The organism is Shewanella sp. SM29 (assembly GCF_025654245.1).
Taxonomy (GTDB): Bacteria; Pseudomonadota; Gammaproteobacteria; order Enterobacterales; family Shewanellaceae; genus Shewanella; species Shewanella oncorhynchi.
On record NZ_JAKKRN010000002.1, the window covers coordinates 234,846 to 258,237 of the forward strand.

Sequence of the window (23,392 nt, forward strand, 5' to 3'; positions counted from 1 at the left end):
CAAACAATGAAGAAACTGACGATATTGGCGAGTGCAGTCATGCTGGCTTTCGCAGCGCCAGTCGCTATGGCTAAGATATCAGAAGCTGATGCGGCAAAACTTGGCAATGAACTTACCCCTTTAGGTGCTGAAAAAGCAGGTAATGCTGATGGTTCTATTCCTGCGTGGGATGGTGGTATCACTCAGCCTGTGGCGGGTTATACCAAAGGGATGCATCACCCAGATCCTTTCCCTGAGGATAAGATTGAATTTACTATTACCAATGCTAACAAAGCGCAATATAAAGATTTTTTAACGCCGGGTCAGATGAAGTTGTTCGAACTTTATCCTGATACCTACAAGATGAATGTTTACAAGACTCGCCGTAGCGCCTCTGTACCACAGTTCGTTTACGATGCGACTAAAGTTAACGCGACTCGTGCTGAACTGATTGCACAGGGCAATGGTATTTCTGGCGCGGCTATTGGTATTCCATTCCCGATCCCTGCAAATGGTTTAGAAGCAATTTGGAACCACATTTTGCGTTTTCGTGGTATAGATATCGAAACTTCCCGTAGCCAAGCTGCACCGACAGCCGATGGTAGCTATAGCTTAGTCGAAACGGCTGAGGAAATTCGCTTCGAATATTCTCGTCCAGAAATTACCTTAGATCAGCTTAAAGCCAGCAATACGCTGTTCTACTTTAAGCAAGTGGTGACTCAGCCTGCACGTTTAGCTGGTACAGCCTTATTGGTTAAAGAAACCATGGATCAAGAGGCGCTTCCCCGCCAAGCTTGGACCTATAACACAGGTCAACGTCGAGTACGTAAAGCGCCGAACGTGGCTTTTGATACACCGGGTACAGTGTCAGATGGTCTGCGTACGACAGATGATTTCGATATGTTTAACGGCTCTCCTGTGCGTTACAACTGGGAACTGGTTGGCAAAAAAGAAATTTATATCCCGTACAATGATTACAAACTGCATTCGGATAAGCTGAAATATGACCAAATATTGAAACCTGGTCATGTGAATCCTGAATACGTTCGTTGGGAAAAACACCGCGTATGGCAAGTGAGGGCGACGCTGAAAGACGGTATGCGCCACATTTATAAAGTGCGCGATATGTACCTTGATGAAGATTCATGGCAAGTGTCAATCGCCGATCTCTACGACAACCGTGATCAGTTGTATCGTGTGGCCGTTGCACATGGCTTGAATTACTACGAAGTGCCAGCACAGTGGGATACTTTAGAAGTCTTCCATGATTTGCAATCCCGTCGTTATCTCGCCATGGGCTTAGACAACCAAAGTGGCATGTATAACTTCGATGCCAAACTGACTGAAGCTAACTTTACCCCCGATGCATTGCGTCGTGAAGGTATCCGTTAATAGGCCACGTACAAAGGGGCGCTTAGCGCCCCTCATTAGTTTAAGGAAGTTTGTATGTCGTTTCGCATCCTTCAGTGTGTCGCTGTATTAAGTTTCGGTGGCGCTTTTTTTCCTTCTACGTTATCTGCAACGCCCTCTGATCCGATTTTTTCTCAAGTTCAACCTCTTGCTGTTTCATCTTTGATTTTAGATATTGCCAACGTAGGCGCAGGTTTAGTGGCTGTGGGTGAACGTGGTCATGCTCTGGTGTATGACGGCAGTTGGCATCAAGTGGTAACGCCCGTGAGTTCACAGCTGACCAAAGTCTTTTTCCTCAATGAAAAACGCGGTTGGGCTGTAGGTCATGATGCAACCATTTTACAGACTCAGGATGGCGGTCAAACTTGGCAGTTACAAATGCATTCGCCCGAGATTGAAAAGCCTTTCCTCGATGTGGTGTTTTTAGACGAAAACAATGGTATTGCCATTGGTGCTTACGGTTTGTTTTATCGCACTAATGATGGCGGTGCCCAATGGCGCGAGAAGTTCCATGAGGAGCTTTTAGCTGAAGAAGATGTGGCTTATTTGGCGGAGTTAAAAGGCAGCGATCAATCGGCCTATTTGAGTGCGCGCGCTTCATTATTGCCGCACTTTAATCGTATTTTAACCTTAACCGATGGACGTTTATTATTGGTTGGCGAGCTGGGCTTAGTCGCTGTTTCTGGCGATCAAGGTAAAACATTTACGCGTACCAATTTTGATTACGATGGTTCTATGTTTAACGCCGTAGAAACGAAAAATGCTGTGTATGTGATGGGCCTTCGCGGTCATATATTCAAAGCTGATGTGAGTTTAAGCCAATGGAATCAAATAGAATTGCCGGTGCAATCCTCAATCAACGGTGCCATGGTTGTTTCTGACGACGCGCTATATTTAGTGGGAAATGCGGGGATAGTGATCAAGCTAAATGAGGACGACAGTAGCAGTATCGTGACTCGTCGCCAAGGGGAAAACTTAGTGTCTATTGCGAAGGATAATCAAGGGAATGTGTGGTTATCCGGCAGCCAAGGGCTGTTTATTCTTAAGCCATAAAATTTTAAAACTACAATAAATAACAGGGCCGAGAAGATGTTAGAAAAACTGGTCAACGGATTTGAGTCATTTTTGTTTCGCAATCGCGCATGGGTCGTCGGCATTTTTGTGTTTTTGACGTTGTTTTTTGGCTATCAGGCCAGTCAACTCAAAATGGATGCGGCTTTTATCAAAAATATTCCACTGCAGCACAGTTATATGCAGACCTACCTGAAACACCAAAAAGATTTTGGTGGTGCCAACAGCATCATGGTGGCCGTTGAGGATACCAGCGGTAATATTTTTAATGCTAACTATTTTGATACCTTAAAAAACGTGCATGATCAGCTGTTTTTTATTCCAGGGGTTGACCGTGCGCAGGTGAAATCAATTTTTTCGCCTTCCACTCGTTTTACTGAAGTCGTTGAGGATGGTTTTGCTGGTGGGCCTGTTATTCCAGCGGATTTTTCAACTTCAGTGTCTGGGTTAGAAACGGTTCGCGATAATATTGAAAAAGCAGGGATTGTCGGCCGATTAATTGCCAACGATTACAGTGCGGCTATGGTGTCGGCTCAATTAATGGATTTTGATCCACAGACGGGTAAACCGCTTGATACCATTGCTTTTGCTGCACAATTAGAAAAAGAGCTTAGGGGCAAGTTCGAAACCGATAAGGTTAAAATTCACATCATAGGTTTCGCCAAAATGGCCGGAGATGTGGCTGATGGCGCTAAGGGCGTGTTGCTGTTCTTCGTGATCGCGATTTTGGTCACTGCCATTATGGTTTACCTCTTTTCTAAATCCATCATCTTGACCATGCTGCCACTGGTCTGCAGTTTAACGGCTGTGGTCTGGCAGCTTGGTTTATTGACTGTGATAGGTTTCGGTCTCGATCCTATGTCGATTCTGGTACCGTTTTTAGTCTTCGCCATCGGTGTGAGCCACGGGGTGCAGATCATCAATGCTGTACGGCGCCGAGTGCTCGACGGGCAAACGACAAAAGCGGCTTCGGCGTCGGCATTTCGTAGTTTATTAGTGCCGGGTGGTGTGGCATTACTGTCCGATACTGTTGGTTTTATTACCCTGTTATTTATCGATATTGGGATTATTCGCGAGTTGGCGATTTCTGCCTCGCTCGGTGTGGGCGTGATCATTTTCACTAACCTTATCCTGTTGCCTTTGGTGATTTCTTTTACTGAAATCAAAGTCAATAAACACGCAGAACCGACCGCTGAAGAAGTGCGAACTGAGGCTATTTGGCGCTTCATGGCGCGTTTTGCAACACCTAAATATGCTGTGGTAGTCATTATTGCCACTGTGGTGTTGTATTTTGTGGGTCTGCAACAAGCTAATCAGATGAAGATTGGTGACTTACAGGGCGGCGCGCCAGCGTTACATCAAGATTCGCGTTATAACCTCGATACCTTCTTCATCACAGATCATTTCTCTATCACCACAGATGTGATGACTGTGATTGTTGAGGCAGCACCTGAAGCCTGTACTTACCACGATGTGCTCACTCAAATTGATCAGTTTGAGTGGTTAGTACGCAATACCCCAGGGGTGGAGTCGACTGTGAGTCTGGCGTCAGTCGCTAAAAAAGTGAATGCAGGCTTCAACGAAGGCAATCCAAGATGGGAAGTGTTGCCGCGTACAACGGCGAGCTTAGTACAGGCCATTGGCCAAATTCCCACGACTTCAGGTTTATTAAATGGCGATTGTTCTGTCATGCCTGTGTATCTGTTTATGAAAGATCACAAGGCCGAAACCATAGAAACTGTGGTCGCTAAGGTTAAAGCCGTCGCCGCGAAAATGGACAACGAGAAGTTGCAGTTTAAACTGGCGTCGGGTCCTGTGGGTGTAATGGCAGCGACTAACGAAGCGGTGGCCGAAGCGCAGTTACCTATGATGATATACGTCTATGGTGCTGTGTTTGTACTCTGCTTAATCAGCTTTAAATCTTTTAAAGCCACTGTGGCGGTTATTATTCCGTTATATGTCGTGTCGACACTGGCACAGGCTTTGATGACTCAGCTCGATATTGGCTTAGCTGTTAGTACGTTACCTGTCATTGCGCTGGGGGTTGGTATTGGCGTGGACTATGGTATTTATATCCTCTCGACTATGTCGTCTAAGCTATCGAATGGTATGCCAGTACAGCAGGCTTACTATGAGGCGTTGGTCGAACGGGGTAGTGCGGTGATCTTTACTGGCCTTACATTGGCGATTGGTGTCAGTACTTGGTTCTTCTCGGCGCTTAAATTCCAAATGGACATGGGAATATTGTTAACATTCATGTTTGTGGTAAATATGCTCGGTGCCATAATTATCCTACCTGCATTGGCCGCCATTTTCTGGCGCCAGCCTAAGTAGAGTCTACAAATGGGGAGCTAAGCTCCCCATTTACTTTTGAATACTTAGTCTGCTTTATCGATTGTTTGGTCATTTGTCATTCCTTGTTTACGCCAATACTGGATTTCAAGAGGATGTACCACTAAAATTTTCCTCGAAATACAGCGGTTTTAGTAATAAACTTCGCGCGACGATCTAGATCACATTAATTTATCTGCGATTGTTAAGCCGAAGCATCCAAATAATGAAAAAAGCGCTGCCATAGACGCTTAAGGAAACAGCAACATGGCCTTGAAAGATGCAATGCCTTCAGTACTACTTGAAAATGTAGTCAGTTTAATTCACGCTAAAGTCCCTAATTCACAAGCCAAGCAAGTTGAACAGTTCGCCACCTGCCTTTATGCCCACATGTCGAAAGACGATCTCAATGCGCGTAATGACAGTGATTTATACGGTGCGGTTCTCAGTTTATGGAACGCCCTGAACAAAACGCCAAAAGGTAACACTCATCTAAGAGTGTTCAATCCTAGCCAAGCCAAACACGGCTGGCAATCGACTCACTCGATCATTGAAGTTATCCAACCTGACATGCCATTCTTGGTCGATTCAGTTGGTATGGCATTGAAGCGAATGGGTATTACTGCTCACATGATGTTGCACACTCCACTGGCGATTGAGCGTTCAGAAAGTGGTGTGACGAATGTCACTTATCTTAATCAGAGCCCTGAAAGCACTGAGCATGTCGCCGTATTTTTGATTGAAATTGACCGTCAAAGCAGCACGGTCGATATCAAAGCATTAGAGCGCGAAATTCAGTCTGTGCTTGCCGATGTCGCTTCATCAGTTAACGACTGGGAAGTCATGTCTGCCAAGTTGGCTGAGATGATCAAGGAATTGCCAAAACGTCCGTTCCCGGGCGATAAGCAAGAGTTAGAAGAAGCGATTAACTTCCTGACTTACTTGAATAATCATCACTTTACGCTATTAGGTTACCGTCAATACGATTTGAAACGTGTCGAAGGTGACGTTGAGTTAGTGCCTAATATCGCCTCTAGCTTAGGTTTGATGAACAAGCACACTAAAGCGCAACCTGAGCAAGGTTTGTTGTTATCTAGCTTCTCCGATAGTGCCCGCAAAGAAGCCTTAGACCACAGCTTACTGATCCTCACTAAGAGCAGTGCTAAGAGCCGCGTGCATCGCCCAGCTTATGTCGATTATATCGGTATTAAGCGTTTCGATAAGAAAGGCAATGTGATTGGCGAAGATAGATTTATCGGTTTATATGCGTCAAACCTGTATAACCGTAGCCCACGTGAAATCCCACTGCTGAATGAAAAAGTGCAGCGTGTGTTAGATCGTTCAGGCTTGACCCCACGTTCACACGACTATAAAGCCCTGCTAAACATCCTTGAGAATTTACCTCGTGACGAGCTAATTCAAGCCAATGTTGATGATTTATCGCACATGGCTCATGGCGTGTTAGAAATGCAAGACAGAGACAAGCTGAAACTCTTTGTACGCAAAGATGGCTTTGGCCGTTTCTTATCCTGTTTAGTGTACGTTTCTAAGGATCGTTACAACACTAAACTCCGCCAAGATACTCAACGTATTCTGGCCCAGCACTTTAACAGCAAAGAAGATGTAGAGTTTACGACTTATTTTTCCGAGTCGACGCTAGCCCGCACTCACTACATAGTCAAAGTTGATAACAATAATATGGATGTAGATGTGGCTGCCATAGAGAACAACTTAATAGAAGCGGCACGTTCGTGGGAAGATAAGTTAAGCACTGCGCTTAACAGTGCACTCGGCGAAGAAGCTGGCACTCATCTGACTAAGCGTTATTTCAATGCGTTTGAGCAAAGCTATAAAGAAGACGTATTGCCAAGTTCTGCCGTCGTCGACATGCAACAGCTCGAAGCACTGGATGATGAACACAAGCTCGGCATGTTGTTCTATCAACCGCAGGAAGCGGCGCTGAACGACAATAAAGTGCGTTTAAAGCTATTCCATAAAGATGAGCCTATTCATCTTTCTGACGTGTTGCCAATGCTCGAAAACTTTGGTCTGCGCGTGATCAACGAGCGTCCATATGAAGTCACGACTTCAGACGGTTCTACCTTCTGGATCTTAGACTTCTTGATGACAGTTAAAGTCGTCAACACAGATAACATCGCTGATAGCCAAGATAGATTCCAAACTGCACTGTCACAAGTGTGGCAAAAGAAGTTAGAAGATGACGGCTTCAACCGCATTATTCTGGCGTCAGGTTTAACGGGCCGTGAAGTCTCTGTATTGCGCGCTTATGCGAAATACATGCGTCAAATCGATGCGACTTTCAGTCAGTCATATATTGAAGAAACCTTCGGTCGTTACCCACAAATCGCTGATTTGTTGGTGAAGATGTTCATCCGTAAATTTAACCCTAAACTGAAAACTCGTACTCTGGGCAAGTTTTTGGAGCAGATCAATTTACGTTTAGACGAAGTGTCTAGCTTAGATGATGACCGTATTATTCGTCGTTATTTAGACTTGATTAACGCCACTCTGCGTACCAACTTCTACCAACTGGATGCCAAAGGCGAATCTAAGAGTTATATCTCGTTTAAATTCATGCCTTCACTGATCCCTGAAATGCCACGTCCACTGCCGAAATTCGAAATATTCGTTTATTCGCCACGGGTTGAAGGTGTGCATTTACGTTACGGTAAAGTGGCTCGTGGTGGTCTGCGTTGGTCAGATCGTCGTGAAGACTTCCGTACCGAAGTATTGGGTTTGGTAAAAGCACAGCAAGTGAAAAACACTGTGATTGTGCCTGTGGGTGCTAAAGGTGGCTTTGTTTGTAAACAATTGCCAACTGAAGGCGGCCGTGAAGCTTTCTTCACCGAAGGTCAAGAATGTTACCGCATCTTTATCCGTGCATTGCTCGATATTACCGATAACATTTTGAACGGTGAAATCGTCCATCCATTGGATGTGGTTCGTCACGATGAAGATGACCCCTATTTAGTGGTAGCAGCCGATAAAGGCACAGCGACTTTCTCTGATATCGCGAACTCGATTTCCCTCGAATACCGCTTCTGGCTCGGTGATGCATTCGCATCGGGTGGCAGCAACGGTTATGACCATAAGAAAATGGGTATCACGGCCAAAGGCGGCTGGGAATCGGTTAAGCGTCATTTCCGCGAAGTCGGTATTGATTGTCAAACCACAGACTTTACCTGTTTAGGTATAGGTGACATGGCGGGCGACGTATTCGGTAACGGTATGTTGTTGTCTAAGCACACTAAACTGGTTGCAGCCTTTAACCACATGCATATCTTTATCGATCCAAATCCGGATACGGCATTAAGTTATGATGAACGGGCGCGTTTATTCGCTCTGCCACGTTCAAGCTGGGAAGACTACAGCAGCAAGTTGATTTCTAAAGGTGGCGGTATTTTCCTCCGTTCATCTAAATCCATTCCATTATCGGCAGAGATGAAGCAAATGTTGGCCACAGAGAAAACCTCTATGACCCCAACTGAGCTGATGAAAGAACTGTTGAAAATGCCAGTGGATTTGATCTGGAACGGCGGTATCGGTACGTATGTGAAGTCTTCACGGGAAACCCACGCTGAAGTCGGCGATCGTGCCAACGATGCTCTACGTGTCAACGGTGGCGAACTGCGCGCTAAGATAGTCGGCGAGGGTGGTAACTTAGGTTGTACTCAGTTAGGTCGTATTGAATATGCGTCTAATGGCGGTCGCATCAACACTGACTTCGTGGATAACGTTGGTGGTGTGGACTGTTCCGACAACGAAGTGAACATCAAGATTTTGCTGAACGCTATGGTGACTGAAGGTGAACTGACGCTTAAGCAGCGTAACCGTTTACTGGAAGAAATGACTGAAGAAGTCGGCCAAATCGTACTACAAGACTGTAAAGATCAAACTCGTACTATCTCTGTGACTCAAGTGCGCGGTGCTGAGCAGTTAAAAGAGCAGATCCGCTTTATCCAGTACCTGGAAAAAGAAGGCAAGTTAGACAGAGCGTTAGAGTTCTTACCGTCTGACGATGAGCTAGCTGAACGTTTAGCCAGTGGTCGTGCATTAACGCGCCCAGAGCTATCAGTATTGGTTGCTTATGCGAAAATGGTACTGAAAGAGCAATTAGTGACGCCAGAAATCACTGAAGATACTCTGTTAAGCCAACTGCTTATCGCGTATTTCCCGAAAAAACTTCAGGAAAAATACAGCGACAAAATGGCAACCCATCCACTGCGTGGCGAAATCATTGCGACCTCACTCGCCAATGAACTCGTCAACGACATGGGCTTGAATTTTGTTCAACGTATGCAAGATGAGACTGGTGCCTCAGTTGCCGACGCGGCAATTTGTTACACTATGGCTCGCGAAGTATTTGGTTTAGCTGAATTAACTAAATCGATCACTGACTTAAACGGCATAGTTCCGGCTGTGGTTCAAGGTGAAATGCTGCATCAGTTACGCCGCAATATGCGTCGTGCTAGCCGCTGGTTCCTACGTCACCGTAACCGCTCTTGGAGCATTGAACAAACCGTTGCTTTCTTCAAACCGGTATTTGAACAAATTAAAGATAATGTTCATTTATATCTGGTCGAAGAAGAAGCGAAAGGTATTCAATCTGAGATCAATGCCTTGGTCAAAGAAAACGTACCACAAGCTGTGGCAACGATTGTGGCTAACATGAGCACCTTGTTCTCTGCCTTAGACATTGCCCAAATTGCGCAAACAGAAGATAAGACAGTGGCATTAGTGGCTGAAACTTACTTCAAACTCGGCGCCCGCGTTGAGCTGCACTGGTTCTTAGAACAGATCAGCGCTCAACCTGTAGCGAACCATTGGCAAGCACTGGCTCGTGCCGCCTTTAGGGAAGAGTTAGATTGGCAACAACGTGCATTAAGTTCAGTGGTCTTAAGAACCTGCAGTGCAACCTGTGATGCCGAAAGTGTGATTTCTCAGTGGATTGAGATAAATCAAGGCTTATTGGAAAGATGGTTCCACATGCTAGCTGACTTTAAAACGTCGCAAATCCATGAGTTTGCTAAGTTCTCTGTCGCCCTACGTGAACTTAACCTTCTGATCCTTCATTGCGAAGGCCAAAAGTAAACTTATTATAACAATCAGAAGCCCTGGCGATCGCCGGGGCTTTTTTTAGGTCGAGGAAAGTACATGTTTTATAAAATCGCACAGAAAGTCATGTTTCAGATGGATCCTGAGCGAGCTCACCATCTTGCTATAGGCAGTTTAAAAATGACCGCCAATAGCCCGTTAACGTGTCTATATGGACAAACGATTGCACCCGCTCCTGTCAGCTTTATGGGGTTGACCTTTCCTAACCCAGTGGGACTTGCTGCCGGTATGGACAAGGACGGCGAATCGATTGATGCCTTTCATGCGATGGGATTTGGTCATATTGAAGTGGGTACAGTTACCCCAAGACCACAGCCTGGTAACGATTTACCCCGTCTATTTAGATTAAAGCCTGCCAAAGGCATCATTAATCGCATGGGGTTTAATAATAAGGGTGTCGATAATCTGGTCAAAAATTTGATCGCTAAAAAGACCGATATTATGGTTGGCGTCAATATTGGCAAAAATAAAGACACGCCAGTAGAACAAGGTAAAGACGATTATTTGATCTGCATGGATAAAGTTTATCTCCATGCGGCTTATATTGCGGTGAATATTTCATCACCCAATACCCCAGGATTACGATCGCTACAATATGGCGATCTATTAGATGAATTATTGAGCGCAATTAAAACCAAGCAACTTGAGCTGGCCGAAAAGCATAAAAAATACGTGCCCATCGCGCTTAAAATTGCTCCAGATTTAACCATCGAAGAAATTGAAAATATCGCGCAAGCTTTGATTAAAAACAAATTTGATGGCGCAATTGCGACCAATACCACTTTAACGCGTGATGGTGTTAGCGGTCTTGCCAACGCCAATGAAAGCGGCGGCTTAAGCGGCAAACCCTTAACTGAGCTGTCTACTAAAGTGATTAAGCAATTGGCGATTTGTTTGAAAGGGCAGATCCCGATCATCGGTGTGGGCGGTATTAATAGCGCTGAAGATGCCTTAGCCAAATTTGATGCGGGCGCCACTATGATTCAGATTTATTCAGGTTTTATTTATCAAGGTCCGAAGTTAATTAAAGAAATAGTGAATGCATACCGCTTGAAATAATGATCTTAGGATTAATATAACGATCTAAAATAAGATCTTATTCTTTAACAGCGATCTAAAATGATCCATAGATCGCTGTTAAGATCTTACAATAGATCGACTAAGTAACTGTTAAATAATTTGTATTTTATTATTTTTATTTTGATATTGGATAAAATATCTACTATTATGTCCCAGTGTTCAAATATTGGGTCACCGTTATGTTATTAATGCCGCAAAAAGATTGGCAATGGAAATATAACGATTCGTATGGTGTATTAGGCGTATCGTTAGGTTCCGAGATAGAATTTCTGACGTCTTATAAAGCAAAATTACTCATTCCAGATGCCTTATCAAGCATGGAGTTTAATATTGCGCACGCCAAATTCTATATGAACTTACTCGATAGATTACCTAAAACCCTGTCTTTATCCGATGCCGCTATTGTTCAAATTGCCCTCAATGCCACCGCAGCCCATTTTATGCTGACACCGCAAATGCCTAAATCATGGTTTTTTGATACCAGTGATGTCTGTGTTTATAGCGATGTAGGTAAAGTCTTTGAGCTAAAATGCCAAAAGCAAAGAGTGCTCGCCCTCGTGGTTGAAAATACCCTACAGTCCGCGCTAGTGATGTTATTGTCACCCGAATGTGTTTTGTCTGGCGCGAAAACTATGGCGCAGTTTGAAACCATCAAAGTGATGCATAATCGCTTACACCCACTGCGTGCGCAGCGCCACGTGGTTGCGGCATAATGGGGTTGTAGATCAATAGTCATTGTTGATTTTTAATATTTACTATTAGGCATCAATTACTATTGTTTTTGATAGACACCACCACCACTAGCTGATTATTTGCTCAAATCCCTATGGCGCTGATGTGCTATCGATAGTATTTTTCCCAAGAAAATCTTTTTCTATCTCCATATTAATTTCCAACTCCTTGCTATTAAATGCCACTGAATGTTAACTCGTGATCCTTGCTACTCTTAATTCGGTTCAGCTTTTGCCACCAAGCTCACTACACAGTCTGGTTTGCCATGGCATTCACTCGACGACTCGCAGCCAGTCCGTCCTTGGATGCTCGACCGCCCCGTCCATGGGGCGGACGGCCGTCTCGCCAATCACCATGGCGCACCTTTTTGGCATTTGCGTAGTCTGGAGGTTCAAAAGATTAGATACTACGTTTAACGGTGATTTGCTTTGATTTTTTGGTGTCATTTGCGGAGTGCTAAAAGCAAAAATAGTTGTGGTTGTGTGGTCTTTTGGTTGTAAAGCGATTTGCCATGGCATTCACTCGTCGACTCGTGAGGGGTTCTAAGTTCATGAACGAGAGCCATGGAAGGCGAACTGGCAGTTAAGCATGGAGGTTGTTCAAGCCGTCCGTGGATGCTCGACCGTCCCGTCTTCCTTAACCTGTAAATATTAGATACGAACGACTTCTGGTTACTATCAACTAAAGGGGTCTACTCAGGGAAAACGTATTTGAGTATTATCAAAGAAGAATACTCGGGCTGTTAAAGTGTAATCTTTAGCGCATATTTGACGAATTTTGACAAATAACTGGACATAACCGTACCTTGGGTGTAATAGTCATCAGGTAAATGGATAATGAACAGGACAATTAAAATGTTAGTAAAATTCACTATTAAGAATTTTGCTTCTATTCGTTCAGCACAAACTCTTGATATGAGAGCAGAGGCCTATACTGATATGGCAGACTCTAATCTATTCGAGTGGAAAGCTGAGTTTGACTCGCAACGCCTTCTTAATACTGCTGCAATCTACGGTGCAAATGCTAGCGGAAAATCTAATATGATTTCTGGCTTGTCCACAATGATGACTATCATCACTAAATCTGCTCAATGGCAAGTAGATGAACATCTTCCATACAACCCGTATCGACTTTCCGCAGAAACTAAAAATGCTGAAACCGAGTTCGAGCTTGAGTTAATATGTAACAATATCAGATATTTATATGGTTTTAGTTATGTTGAAAACAGAATTGTTACAGAATGGCTATTTGCCTTCCCGAAGAAAAAACCTCAAAAATGGTTTCTAAGAGCTTGGGATGGCGAACAATATCAGTGGGACCTAGGGCGTAATCTTACAGGTGAAAAGCAAACGTGGGTAAACTCAACCAAGAAGAACTCATTATTTTTATCTACAGCAGTCCAACTTAATAGTGAACAACTGAAACCTATTTTTGAGTGGTTTAATTCAGAATTGGCAATTGCAGGAATTCATGGATGGGGAGTCGGTTTTTCAGCTTATCAGTGTGACAAACTTGATGAAAAAAATCATATCCTTAAGTTGTTGAGAGATGTTGATATTTCAATTGAAGACATTCTCATTGAAAAAGAGGAGTTTGATGAGAACAATCTCCCAAGCGATATGCCTAAAGAGTTAAAAAAGACAATTATCGAGAAGATGAAAGGTGAAACCTTATTCTCGACTAAGTTTTTACGCTTAGATGATGATGGCAAAACCGTTGAATTTGATCTCAATGAGGAATCAGACGGAACTCAACGTTTTTTCTCATTTGCAGGGCCTTGGCTTGATGCTTTAGCGTGCGGAAATGTTTTATTTGTTGATGAGTTGAACTCAAATTTACATCCGTTGCTAGTTAAACACATGGTTAAGCTTTTTCAGAACCCAAAAAACAATCCAAACAATGCTCAGTTAGTTTTCACTACTCACGAAACGTCAATTCTAAATCAGGATGTATTTAGAAGAGATCAAATTTGGTTCATGCAAAAAGATGGAAATCAGAGTGAGTTTTACTCATTAAGTAATTTTAATAAACCAAGGAAAGGTTATGAAAATCTCGAGGAACGCTATTTATCAGGTTCGTATGGGGCATTACCTTTCATTTCTTTGGGCATTTAGTTATGGGTTCAGATGACATTTTCCATAAGCTTAAGGCAAAGTCTAAAGCTCAAACGAAAAGAGCTTCTACACAAAAAGATTCATACAAGAAGTTTTTGATTGTTTGTGAAGATACGGTTTCTGGTTATCGCTATATAAAAGATGTAGTTAACCACTATAGGTTGTCAACCGCCAACGTCTCTATAGTTGGATTAGGACAATCTCCACTGAACATAGTAGAGCATGCCCAAAAGCGTTTTGATGAGGAAGAAGAGTCATGCAAACCCGATTTTGACCAAGTATTTTGTGTTTTCGATCGAGATGACCATGCAAGTTTTTTTAACGCGATAAAAAAAATTGACATGGTTAACAATAAATTAAAAAAGAAGGTTTTCATCGCAATACCTAGCGATCCTTGTTTTGAAATTTGGCTAATTCTTCATTTTAGATTCACTACTAAGTTGTACGAGAAGTCCGGCCGGAAGTCTGCTGCAAATTTGGTGGTTGATGATTTAAAGAAGTTATTGCCTGATTATGAGAAAAATGCACTCTCTGCTTTTCGTAATACTCCACAATCAATAAACAAGGCGTTAGATAATGCTAAGCGGTTGAGGATATATTGTGATGAAAATTATTCTTTTTCACCTAAGACTGATTTCGACAACCTTATAGATTTCATTATTGAGCAACATAAAAGTATGCATAAGAGATAACGGATTTTTGGGCTACATACTGTGTTTTATGAATATCATCAGGCATAGTTAAGAATCAGTAAATTCGAGAGGTTAACTCAACATGTGCCGTATTCACTATAATATCTTAACTTGCGAAGTTAAGAGTATGAATTATTTTTAAATTCAATTGGTTGTTTGCAGTGGGGGCGGATGTATGAGAATTGTGTTTATCACAAAGGATGAACGTACAATTTAGCTGATTTTATGGTTATTTTTAATGTCTCTATTGCTACTAGAGACCGTTAAATTTTAAGGATGTGATACGCTATGTTCAAATATAAGCAGGGAAATAACTTGGATTGGTGGGTTGCTGAGGAGCTATTAACAAAAGAGGAAGCTATCGTTTTTGAAAAGTTAGTTGTTACCTTACGTTCTGTTTTTCCTGATGTTGATGTCATTGTTACAAATTTGGAGAAACTATGGAGCAAAGAAAATCTGAGGATTCGACTTGGACGGAAATCTAAGACAGATGTTGGAAAGAACAGAGCTATGCTCTCGATTAATCCTCGTCAAAAAGGTGAAGATGCGACTGTAAAATATGGGACTGATAAGCGTAAAGCTAAAACTATGAGGGCACTCACGGAAAAAGATGTTATTTTTTCAGTTGATAAACTTGTAAGCCTTGCGAGCATAACAGACTCAGAAATAAATATATGGAAGCAATTCCTCATTGGTCAAAGAGACGAGGCTAAGTTTATTAAGATAGTGACTGGTACTGGTGCTAACGATATCGCGTTAACAGGTGCTGCTCTATCAAGCTCTAAAGCACATAATGGTGAAGAGCAGTCTCCTGATGCGGTGTGTGCGACAGGAAGTCAAGACCATATAAAATGGCTCAATGAAAAGTCTCAGCTACAAAAGCCATTAGTTAAATTTTTACAACAGAATCTTTCTAACTGCCAAATAGTTTCCGAGACATCTCTTGAAGAGCAACTTATAAGGCCAGACATTTTGATTAAAGAATCTGGTCATACAAGTGTAATTTTAGAGCTTAAATATTTATATCTTAACGACACCGCAGGTTCTCGCTCCAAAGCAAGATATGCATATGGTCAACTTCTAGACTATAGCTTTAACCATGGGATTGACTCTTTTGATTTATTAGAAAGGTGGTTTGTTGTTAATCAACTTCCTGATGATTTAAGAGTTTACCTTGAGAATATATGCCAGAAAGTTGATAAACAGTTTTCCGTTTGGGTTTTCGACGAAAAATCGGATAAGAAGTTTATCAAAGTTATTGGTAATAGCGAGTTTTTGTTCTCTGGACACATTCATGATTCTGTGTAACTTCATACTATAATTTAGATGTTTTATCAGGAGTCGACTTACCCGTCGTACTCCTTCGGTGTTTCAAGTGGTACAAAAAGCTGGTACAATCTGAAAAATTAAGGTGCGTAACACTATGATTTTATAGGATTTGTTAGAATGAATTGTGAATCGAGGGTTCGACTCTCTCTCTCGCCAAATTAAAGCAAAGGGAATCAGTATCTTACTGATTCCCTTTGTTGATTTGGGGTAACAGGACGGCGAGTCACTGGAATGACAGTGCTTAACCAAACTCCATCAAACAATCTAAAATCTAGATCCTCGTTCAAAGGTATTGGCCAGCAAATCATTCCCTTTATCGACCACCAATGAAAACGCCTGCAATTGCAGGCGTTTTGTTTATGTTTATTCGTTTTGCTTTTACGCGCTAGAGCTTTAGAAAGCGGACTACTTTTTAGTCCATTTACCTTTGGCATCTTGCACATAGTTGCCTTTATCTGTGGCGGCTATGGCTTTTTCGCCAGCGAGTTTAGCAACGTCGGCTGGGGAGAGTTTGTTCTTCTTGGCGATGGTTTCGTAGTGGGCGCGGCGTTTGTTATTCACGTCGTCCATTACGGCTTTGGCTTCGGGATTGGCTTGCACTAATCCTAAGTAGCCGTTGGCTTGTTCGCCTAAATAGCCCTGTGACTTAGCTTCTTGAAGTGACATGGCAAAGGCACTTAGGCTTAAAAAGCTGAGGGTTAATAGCAATAATAACTTTGTTTTTAGTCGGATTGATTTCATGGTGATTCCTCAATTCTTATTTAATTAGAACAGCTTATCGTCTGACAGGAGTTGGTCTAATTCCTTATCTACTTTGATCCGTATCTCATGTTCAATTTTCACATTGAGATTGATAACGATAGGTTTATCCGGCGGTTCTATTTTGACTGTGGGCGTACAGCCCTGCAATGAGGCTAGGGCTACCAATGCGATAAGCGCGCTTCGGGTACCTATGCTAATTTGTTGTAATTGAATTATCTTCACTGAGGTTTCCTTGTTACTTCACTGATTTTTCGATTCTGTCCTGCAAGTCATTACCAATTTGCAGACTTCTAAATAATTGCAGCATGTTCTCTTCGTGGGAGTAATTCAAGTGGATAGGGCGTTCAATCCCTTCACCGCGGCCTTTTACTTCGACGAGCAGTTTAGCATCACCGGCTTGGTCCATATCAAAGCTGCTTGATAATTGGCTATATTGTAAGTGTTCTAACGTGGAAAAGACAAAGTCTAGATACGGTTGGGATTGGCGCATCTGCTCAACGGCGGGGTTGCCTGAGATAGCGATGAGGCCGCCGGGTGCGCGCGCGGCTAATTGCCCGCCAGTGATCGACACTTTGCCGTTGATTAAATCGACGGGCAATACGCCATCGAATATGCCGTCGGCATAGATGCCAATTTGTGGTTGAATGCGCAGGACCTCTTCCAGACTCATGGCCTGCAGCAGCAGATAGGCATGGGATTTATCCTGCAATTTAAGACTAAATTCTGGCAGCAGAAACTGTCCGCTGAGCACTTTGCCTTTGGCGGTCATGGAAACATCGGTGTCACTTAAGCCTGTGAGTTGTTGTATCCAATTGTCGGGCAATTTCTCGGCATCTTTGCCAAGGGCGATATCGGCTTCCACTTCGATATCGGTCAGTGGAAAGCCAGGATCAAATAAGTTAAAGGTCATCAGCGTCTGCGGGCAATTGAGCTTACTGAGGCTGCTAAAATAGCCTTTGTCCTGCGGCTTGTTATGAGACTCTTTTTTATAAGATTGCCCCCAAGTGAACTCACATTGCGCTTGCAGTTTTCCCCCTTCAAAAATGATGTCTTTATAAAAGCCTTCAAGTTCTGTCATCGATTGAGTTATTTGCATGGCAAATTGGGTCTGATCGCGTCTTTGCGTTAGGTTAAACTGCGCCTGTAATTGGTTATTACCTGTGACATTAAGCTCAGATGGTAAGGGTTGGGTTTGATTGAGCAAGGCTAGCGCCTCGGTCATGCTAGTGTCGACAACCCATTGCCCCGTCAGCACTAGAGGTTTGCTCGCGGTGGCAAGGTTCAGCTTGTGTTGGCTTTGCAGCTCAACCGTGCCCACTTGCCAGTGCTCATCACCAAAGAGCGTATTATTTTTCCAATCTAAGCTTTGTACCAGCGTTAACTTGTCCAGCTTGAGTACGGTTTCTTTGCGGCTGCGGCCTTTGCTGCTGAGCTGTTTTTCGATATTTAGCTGACTGGCTTGCCATGCGAGTTGATTACGCCAAGTGGTAGCGAGTAGTGAATCGAACAGCGCTTCGATATCGGGTTTAAGCTCAAATGACATGTTTTTTTGTAATGCAATCGAGAAACTGCCCGCATTCATATCGGTTTTCGTTATGATGCTAGTGCTAGCATTTTTATCAGCATTAGCCTCAGTGACTACATCATCTGTCACTAAAGTCTGTTTGGTCTGCGAAAAATACAGTTGCTCCAGTGCTAAGGTTAAAGGTGGTATGGCAAGGGTTAACCTGTTTGCGGTATCAGATGTGGGCACTGAGCTTTGCGCTGGACTGACTTTCTGAATGCTAGCGTTTTGAATACCAGAACTCTGAGTATGAGTGCTTTGCTGCGAGCTTATGTTCAGCGGCGCGAGGGCATTTATCGCGATACTACCAAGGCTAAACTCTGCATGTTTAGCCGCATTTTTATTTTGCATGCTAATACGCTTAAGCTCACCCACGGCGAACTGTAGCGTGTTGCCAGTATTTTGTTTTGTTGATTGAGTCAGTTCAGTCGACTCGGTAGTGGCAGTGATGAATTGCCAATCGGTTGAACTTGGCGTCTGAACTAAGTTAAATGTGCCTGCTGTCGTTAACTGACTATTATTCCAGCTAAAGTCATGCGGCGGATTTGCCCACAATTCAGATAATTGCATTGAGCCTGTTTGCCTCGTATTAAGGCGCCAATCTGTTTTGAAGGCCAGTGCTTTGGTTGATTTTGTTATTTCAACATTGGCCAAATCGACTTGGGTATCTAGCTTACTGCCTAAGGTCTTAAGCTTCACTCGAGGAAGTTTAATCGCAAGGGGATTAGCTAAGTGCACATCTTGCGGAATTTGAGTCAGCGGATAGTGCAGGGCTTCAGGCAATGTCAGTGCGATCCCCACAGGTGTATCTGTACTTTTGAGCCCCGATAGTAGCTTAGCGATTTGACTCGCTAGCGGATCAGGCACTTGCTCTGAAGCAGTCTTGGCTGCCGGATGGGTTAAAGATTGAGACGAAGGTTGAGTTAAAGGCTTAGCCAGCGACTTATCGAGTAGCTGCATCAATCGCTGTTGCTGCTCTGTATTTGGACTCAGCGCTAAGCTAAAGGGCTCTAGTTTTAGGTCAAGTTCAGCTAAATGTCCGGCAATTTTAAATGCTAACTCAGACTTAGGTGCAAGCTCGGGTTTAGGCGCAAGCTCTAGTGCAGCTAGTTGATTAAAGGTCAGCTTTGGATCGATTAATTGATGCTCACTGATAAGTTCGCCTGAGGTTAAAGTGATACTGCTGTTGGACACCAATTGACCTTGTAGATCAATCGCTAACGCTTGCCACTCTTTATCAAGCTCAGTTAACGGACTCAGTACACTGTCCTGCGCTTGCCTCAGGCTTATTTGATGCAAGCTCGCAAGCAGCGGCGCGAGTGCAATTTGACTTGCCAGTTGCCACTGTTGGGCTGCGAGTGTGGCTTTGAGCTTGGCGATGCTTTCACCTTCGTGGCTAAACTCGCTGTTGATTTCCCCTGCGCCGTTAAGGCTCAACTTACCCATTACCAAACGATAGGCGGGTAAATCATTATGGGTGTTGAGATGGTGGGAGTTGAGAATAAGACTGGTTTTTCCGATATCGATGAGTGGTAATGATTTGATATCTAAGGCCAATGCGGGGCCTTGTTCATCAATGGCATTTCGATTGGGTAAAAATAGTGATTGCCCTAACTCGACCTCAATATCACCTGTGGATATTTGGGTGATTTTTTGAGTGAGGTAAGAGGCTTGGCTGAACTGTTTAAGTTCGGCAAAACTCTGTGGCCAGTCAAGTTTTAGCTGAATATTCAAATCATTAAGTCTGATATGGCTATCATGTACCCTCAGATTGGCAGAGGTAATTCGCCAATGTTCTAACTGACTTTGCCCTAATTCAATGTTAATCAGTTCGCTGTCCATACCTGTGAGGGCAAAATTTGCCGCCTGCATAATCAGTTTTTCAGCCTGAGTATTCACAATCCAAACAGTTAACGCCACGCCCGCCAAGATGCCCGTTAAGCTGGTCGCCAATAAGGTTTTTTTTAGGGGGAATTTACGGCGATTTTGTGCAGCAACATGAGTATCCGTTCCAGAACCTAAAGCACCACTGCGAGGGCCAGCGGATATCTGCGTTGCCTCGTGTTGAGGTGCCTTGCTATCAGAGGCATTGCCACGGCTTGGCTTGTTGTGGATTGGCATTGGGTTTGATATTTATCCTTATTGACTGAGCCCTGATCAAACTCGTGCCTTAGCAGTGCAAAAATACACGAATGTGTATATTTCATTGGCACTTTTACTTTGTTCGGTTACTTCGGAGCGTTTGATTCGGGGCTGTTGCTCCGGAGTTATCGCATCGGAGCTCTTATATCGCGCACGAGCACTTGAGGCAGTTTAACACTCAAGGGCTTAGCTGACTAATGTGAAAGGATCATTGAATAGACAAGCGCCTGCTGTCAATAGTTGAGGTTTTACAGGCTCTTGTACTTCATCTTTTATTCGGGCTAGCTAACTTTTAGTTCACTCACTCTTGGTGAGTGAATTGCGGCTAGCTAAATATCTGGGCGGCGATCACCACAATTCCGCAAAGTGTGGCGAGCATTAAGGCTAACTTGCCGCCCGCAACTCGGTAACCTGTCGGCATATTGGCAGCGTCTCGCATCTGGCGTTGTGTCCACACCATGGCCACAGGTAAAAAGATGGCGAGGATCACCAGCGCAATCGCCGCGTAACCCAGCGCTGTGATAAAACCTTGAGGGTAGAAGAGGGCAAAACCTAAGGGCGGTAAAAAGGTGATAGCCGCGGTTAAGCTTCGACCTGTTGCATTATCTTCTTGCCTTAAGCTTGAGGCCATAAAATCGAACAAACCTAAACTCACCCCTAAAAACGAGGTCGCAAGGGCGAGATCGGCAAATAGACTAATAGCACTACTTAAGTATTCGCTGTGTAGTACGCTCGCCAGTTGATTGATAAAACTCGATAAACTCTGGTTTTCGAGCAATTGACTTTGGCTCAATACGCCTTGACTGCCCAGTTGCCACAAAAGGTAAATCACTAATGGCAAAGCCGAGCCAAACAACATGATCCTGCGCAGGGCTTTGACCTCAACGCCCAAGTAGCGCACCACTGAGGGAATCGAACCGTGGAAACCAAAGGAGGTAAATATTACCGGGATAGCCGTGATAATCAGCCCTTGGTTAAGTGGAAGCTCGAGTAAATGTGGGCTTTCAACCTGCGGCAGTAACAAGGCCAACATAAGCAATAATGCTAATAGCTTAAGGGCAAATAAACCGCGATTGATGAGATCCACACAGTGGGTTCCCATGCCCACAATGGCGCCAACCAGCAGGGTGAATAGGATGGCACCCGCCTGCGGTGGCAAATTTAGTCCTAGCCAAGTGCTCAGTTTTTGGTTCACTTGCTCGCCGCCGCCAGCAATGTAGGCGGCGCAGAGGGCGTACAGTAAAAACATCAGGGCGCTATTGGCGATCAACTGGCCCTTACGACCTAATAAGCGCTGCGCTAAGTGATTAAGGCTGGCATCGCTGGGGGCGAATTGATGGATTTCCACCATAAGCAGTGCCGTGTAGGCCATCAGCGCCCATAGGATGAGCATAATGGCGGATGACGTGCCAAAACCGAGTCCCGCCGAAGCGATAGGTAAAGCCAGCATACCCGCGCCGATTGTGGTGCCTGCGATAAGCAGTAAACTGCCGAAAATTTTATTCTGTGTCATAACATGATCTCAAAAGCGTGTTGCAAGAAAAAGAGATAAAGACTTGATCCTAAAGCAACTGCCTTAAAGTATTTTGATGCGATTCAATAATGAAATGATTCAAGCACAAAATAATTTAAGCAAATGAGACAGTGGCGCTCAGCGGATCCGAAAGGATATGGCCACAATGGAAGGTCAGGCAAGGTGCCTATTTTATACCCAAACAACCTGAAGATGCAGGATTCAGCGGGAGTTTAACGCACTTTAGGCAAGGCGGTTATTTGCAGACCTAGCGGGCTAAGTTAAAAATAACCAACACCGCATAAAGTGCGTTAAAACCCGCCGGGACGGAGCGTCTAGGGTACTCCACTCCCGTGTTGCATCAATTCAAAAGGTGGTCGACATTCTGTCATTGATGCGCCTTGAATTGAAGCCCCCTAGGCGCTCTGAAACTCGTATCTTCAGGTAGCTTGGGTATATCCATTGCGGCTACAGATAGGGATAATAAAAGGGTGTGAAACACATAAAACTTGCCTTAGCGTGTGTTGAGTAAAAACGGATAAGTGTTTTGATGCTTTGCCTTAATAACCTAACGGCAACGGAGGTAACCATAGGGAACTGAAATGTACTTGTCAACCATTACAACAGTATTTTGATTATTTTTTGTCACAGGATTAAGGCGCAAGATATTCATTGTTCACATTGCGGCAATGGCACTTGAGGGAATCGCGCAATAAAAAATGCCGCAGACTTGGCTCAAGTGTGCGGCATTTCTAGATGTCAGTGACTAGTGTGAAATCAGAATCAGTAAGCAGATTATGCTTTGTTCTGCAGCGCCTTTTCATGTCTTGCCAGCAAGTTTGCTGTGATGTCACTGAGGCTTAAGTTTTGATCTTCAAGCAATACCAGCAAGTGATAGATAAGATCTGAGGCTTCGTTAACCAGCTCTTCTTTATCGTGGGTCGCAGCGGCAAGGGCGGTTTCAAGACCTTCTTCCCCGACCTTTTGGGCGATACGTTTCGTGCCGCGCGCAAACAAAGACGCTGTATAGCTGGAATCGGCACTTTGCCCTTTGCGCGAGGTGATTAAGCTGGCGAGGTTGTTCAAAAATGGATGCGCATTGTCATCTAACCAGCAACTTTCGGTGCCTTTGTGGCAGGTTGGGCCGTTGGGGATCACTTGCACTAACAGGCTGTCGTTATCGCAGTCTTTATCGATGGCCACCAACTTTAAGGTATTGCCCGAGGTTTCACCCTTAGTCCACAAGCGCTGTTTTGAGCGGCTGAAAAAGGTCACATCACCTGTGCTTAAGGTTTTTTCCAGCGCGGCCTTATCCATATAACCGAGCATTAATACCTTGCCCGATAAGTGATTTTGGATCACGGCAGGAATAAGTCCATCCTGTTTGTCCCAATCCAGCTCGCTAAAATCTGACTTAGTGTTTGTTTGCGTTGACATAGTATTCACTCTTAATTTATTGATGCTTTTTAGCGGCATATTCGGGTTGCTTGCTCATGCTCTTACTGTAGCGGCAGGCGCATTAGCTCGCTATAAACGA

14 protein-coding genes are annotated in these 23,392 nt (G+C 43.9%); 9 read left to right on the top strand and 5 right to left on the bottom strand.

The features are described from left to right. The first annotated feature begins 6 nt into the window (after positions 1 to 6). The 9 genes from L5L77_RS02425 to L5L77_RS02465 all read left to right on the top strand — a co-directional run bounded on the left by L5L77_RS02425 (position 7) and on the right by L5L77_RS02465 (position 15,853). Positions 7 to 1,371 (top strand): DUF1329 domain-containing protein, encoded by a 1,365-nt coding sequence (locus L5L77_RS02425; RefSeq protein ID WP_105252650.1) that lies wholly within the window; start codon positions 7 to 9, stop codon positions 1,369 to 1,371. A 54-nt stretch (positions 1,372 to 1,425) separates the two neighbouring features. Next, positions 1,426 to 2,442, top strand: coding sequence for a WD40/YVTN/BNR-like repeat-containing protein (locus tag L5L77_RS02430; RefSeq protein WP_263185379.1), 1,017 nt, complete (start codon positions 1,426 to 1,428; stop codon positions 2,440 to 2,442). Between the two features lie 36 nt (positions 2,443 to 2,478). Then, complete coding sequence (locus tag L5L77_RS02435) at positions 2,479 to 4,794, top strand: efflux RND transporter permease subunit (protein WP_113940560.1); 2,316 nt, start codon at positions 2,479 to 2,481, stop codon at positions 4,792 to 4,794. Between the two features lie 264 nt (positions 4,795 to 5,058). Further along, positions 5,059 to 9,903 (top strand): NAD-glutamate dehydrogenase, encoded by a 4,845-nt coding sequence (locus L5L77_RS02440; RefSeq protein WP_263185378.1) that lies wholly within the window; start codon positions 5,059 to 5,061, stop codon positions 9,901 to 9,903. Positions 9,904 to 9,966: 63 nt separating this feature from the next. Continuing rightward, the gene (pyrD, locus tag L5L77_RS02445; protein ID WP_198572301.1) at positions 9,967 to 10,986 is read left to right on the top strand and encodes a quinone-dependent dihydroorotate dehydrogenase; all 1,020 of its coding nucleotides are present in this window, start codon (positions 9,967 to 9,969) and stop codon (positions 10,984 to 10,986) included. Between the two features lie 200 nt (positions 10,987 to 11,186). Beyond that, positions 11,187 to 11,720, top strand: coding sequence for a cell division protein ZapC (locus L5L77_RS02450; protein WP_106650701.1), 534 nt, complete (start codon positions 11,187 to 11,189; stop codon positions 11,718 to 11,720). Positions 11,721 to 12,593: 873 nt separating this feature from the next. After that, positions 12,594 to 13,853 carry an AAA family ATPase gene (locus tag L5L77_RS02455; protein ID WP_259562902.1) on the top strand — a complete coding sequence of 420 codons (1,260 nt, stop codon included), beginning with the start codon at positions 12,594 to 12,596 and terminating at the stop codon, positions 13,851 to 13,853. A gap of 2 nt (positions 13,854 to 13,855) precedes the next feature. After that, positions 13,856 to 14,545: an RloB family protein gene (locus tag L5L77_RS02460; RefSeq protein WP_263191646.1), complete on the top strand. Its 690-nt coding sequence runs from the start codon at positions 13,856 to 13,858 to the stop codon at positions 14,543 to 14,545. Between the two features lie 288 nt (positions 14,546 to 14,833). Continuing rightward, the gene (locus tag L5L77_RS02465) at positions 14,834 to 15,853 is read left to right on the top strand and encodes a hypothetical protein (protein ID WP_263191648.1); all 1,020 of its coding nucleotides are present in this window, start codon (positions 14,834 to 14,836) and stop codon (positions 15,851 to 15,853) included. Positions 15,854 to 16,279: 426 nt separating this feature from the next. Here L5L77_RS02465 and L5L77_RS02470 read toward each other — a convergent pair whose 3' ends face one another. The 5 genes from L5L77_RS02470 to hisIE all read right to left on the bottom strand — a co-directional run bounded on the left by L5L77_RS02470 (position 16,280) and on the right by hisIE (position 23,292). Further along, positions 16,280 to 16,615 (bottom strand): YdbL family protein, encoded by a 336-nt coding sequence (locus L5L77_RS02470; RefSeq protein ID WP_263186886.1) that lies wholly within the window; start codon positions 16,613 to 16,615, stop codon positions 16,280 to 16,282. 24 nt (positions 16,616 to 16,639) lie between these two features. Beyond that, complete coding sequence (locus tag L5L77_RS02475) at positions 16,640 to 16,858, bottom strand: YnbE family lipoprotein (protein WP_028759774.1); 219 nt, start codon at positions 16,856 to 16,858, stop codon at positions 16,640 to 16,642. A 13-nt stretch (positions 16,859 to 16,871) separates the two neighbouring features. Beyond that, positions 16,872 to 20,321 carry a YdbH domain-containing protein gene (locus L5L77_RS02480; protein ID WP_263186885.1) on the bottom strand — a complete coding sequence of 1,150 codons (3,450 nt, stop codon included), beginning with the start codon at positions 20,319 to 20,321 and terminating at the stop codon, positions 16,872 to 16,874. 346 nt (positions 20,322 to 20,667) lie between these two features. Further along, positions 20,668 to 21,855 carry an aromatic amino acid transport family protein gene (locus tag L5L77_RS02485; RefSeq protein ID WP_219252537.1) on the bottom strand — a complete coding sequence of 396 codons (1,188 nt, stop codon included), beginning with the start codon at positions 21,853 to 21,855 and terminating at the stop codon, positions 20,668 to 20,670. 795 nt (positions 21,856 to 22,650) lie between these two features. Further along, positions 22,651 to 23,292: a bifunctional phosphoribosyl-AMP cyclohydrolase/phosphoribosyl-ATP diphosphatase HisIE gene (hisIE, locus tag L5L77_RS02490; protein ID WP_263181522.1), complete on the bottom strand. Its 642-nt coding sequence runs from the start codon at positions 23,290 to 23,292 to the stop codon at positions 22,651 to 22,653. Between the last annotated feature and the right edge of the window lie 100 nt (positions 23,293 to 23,392).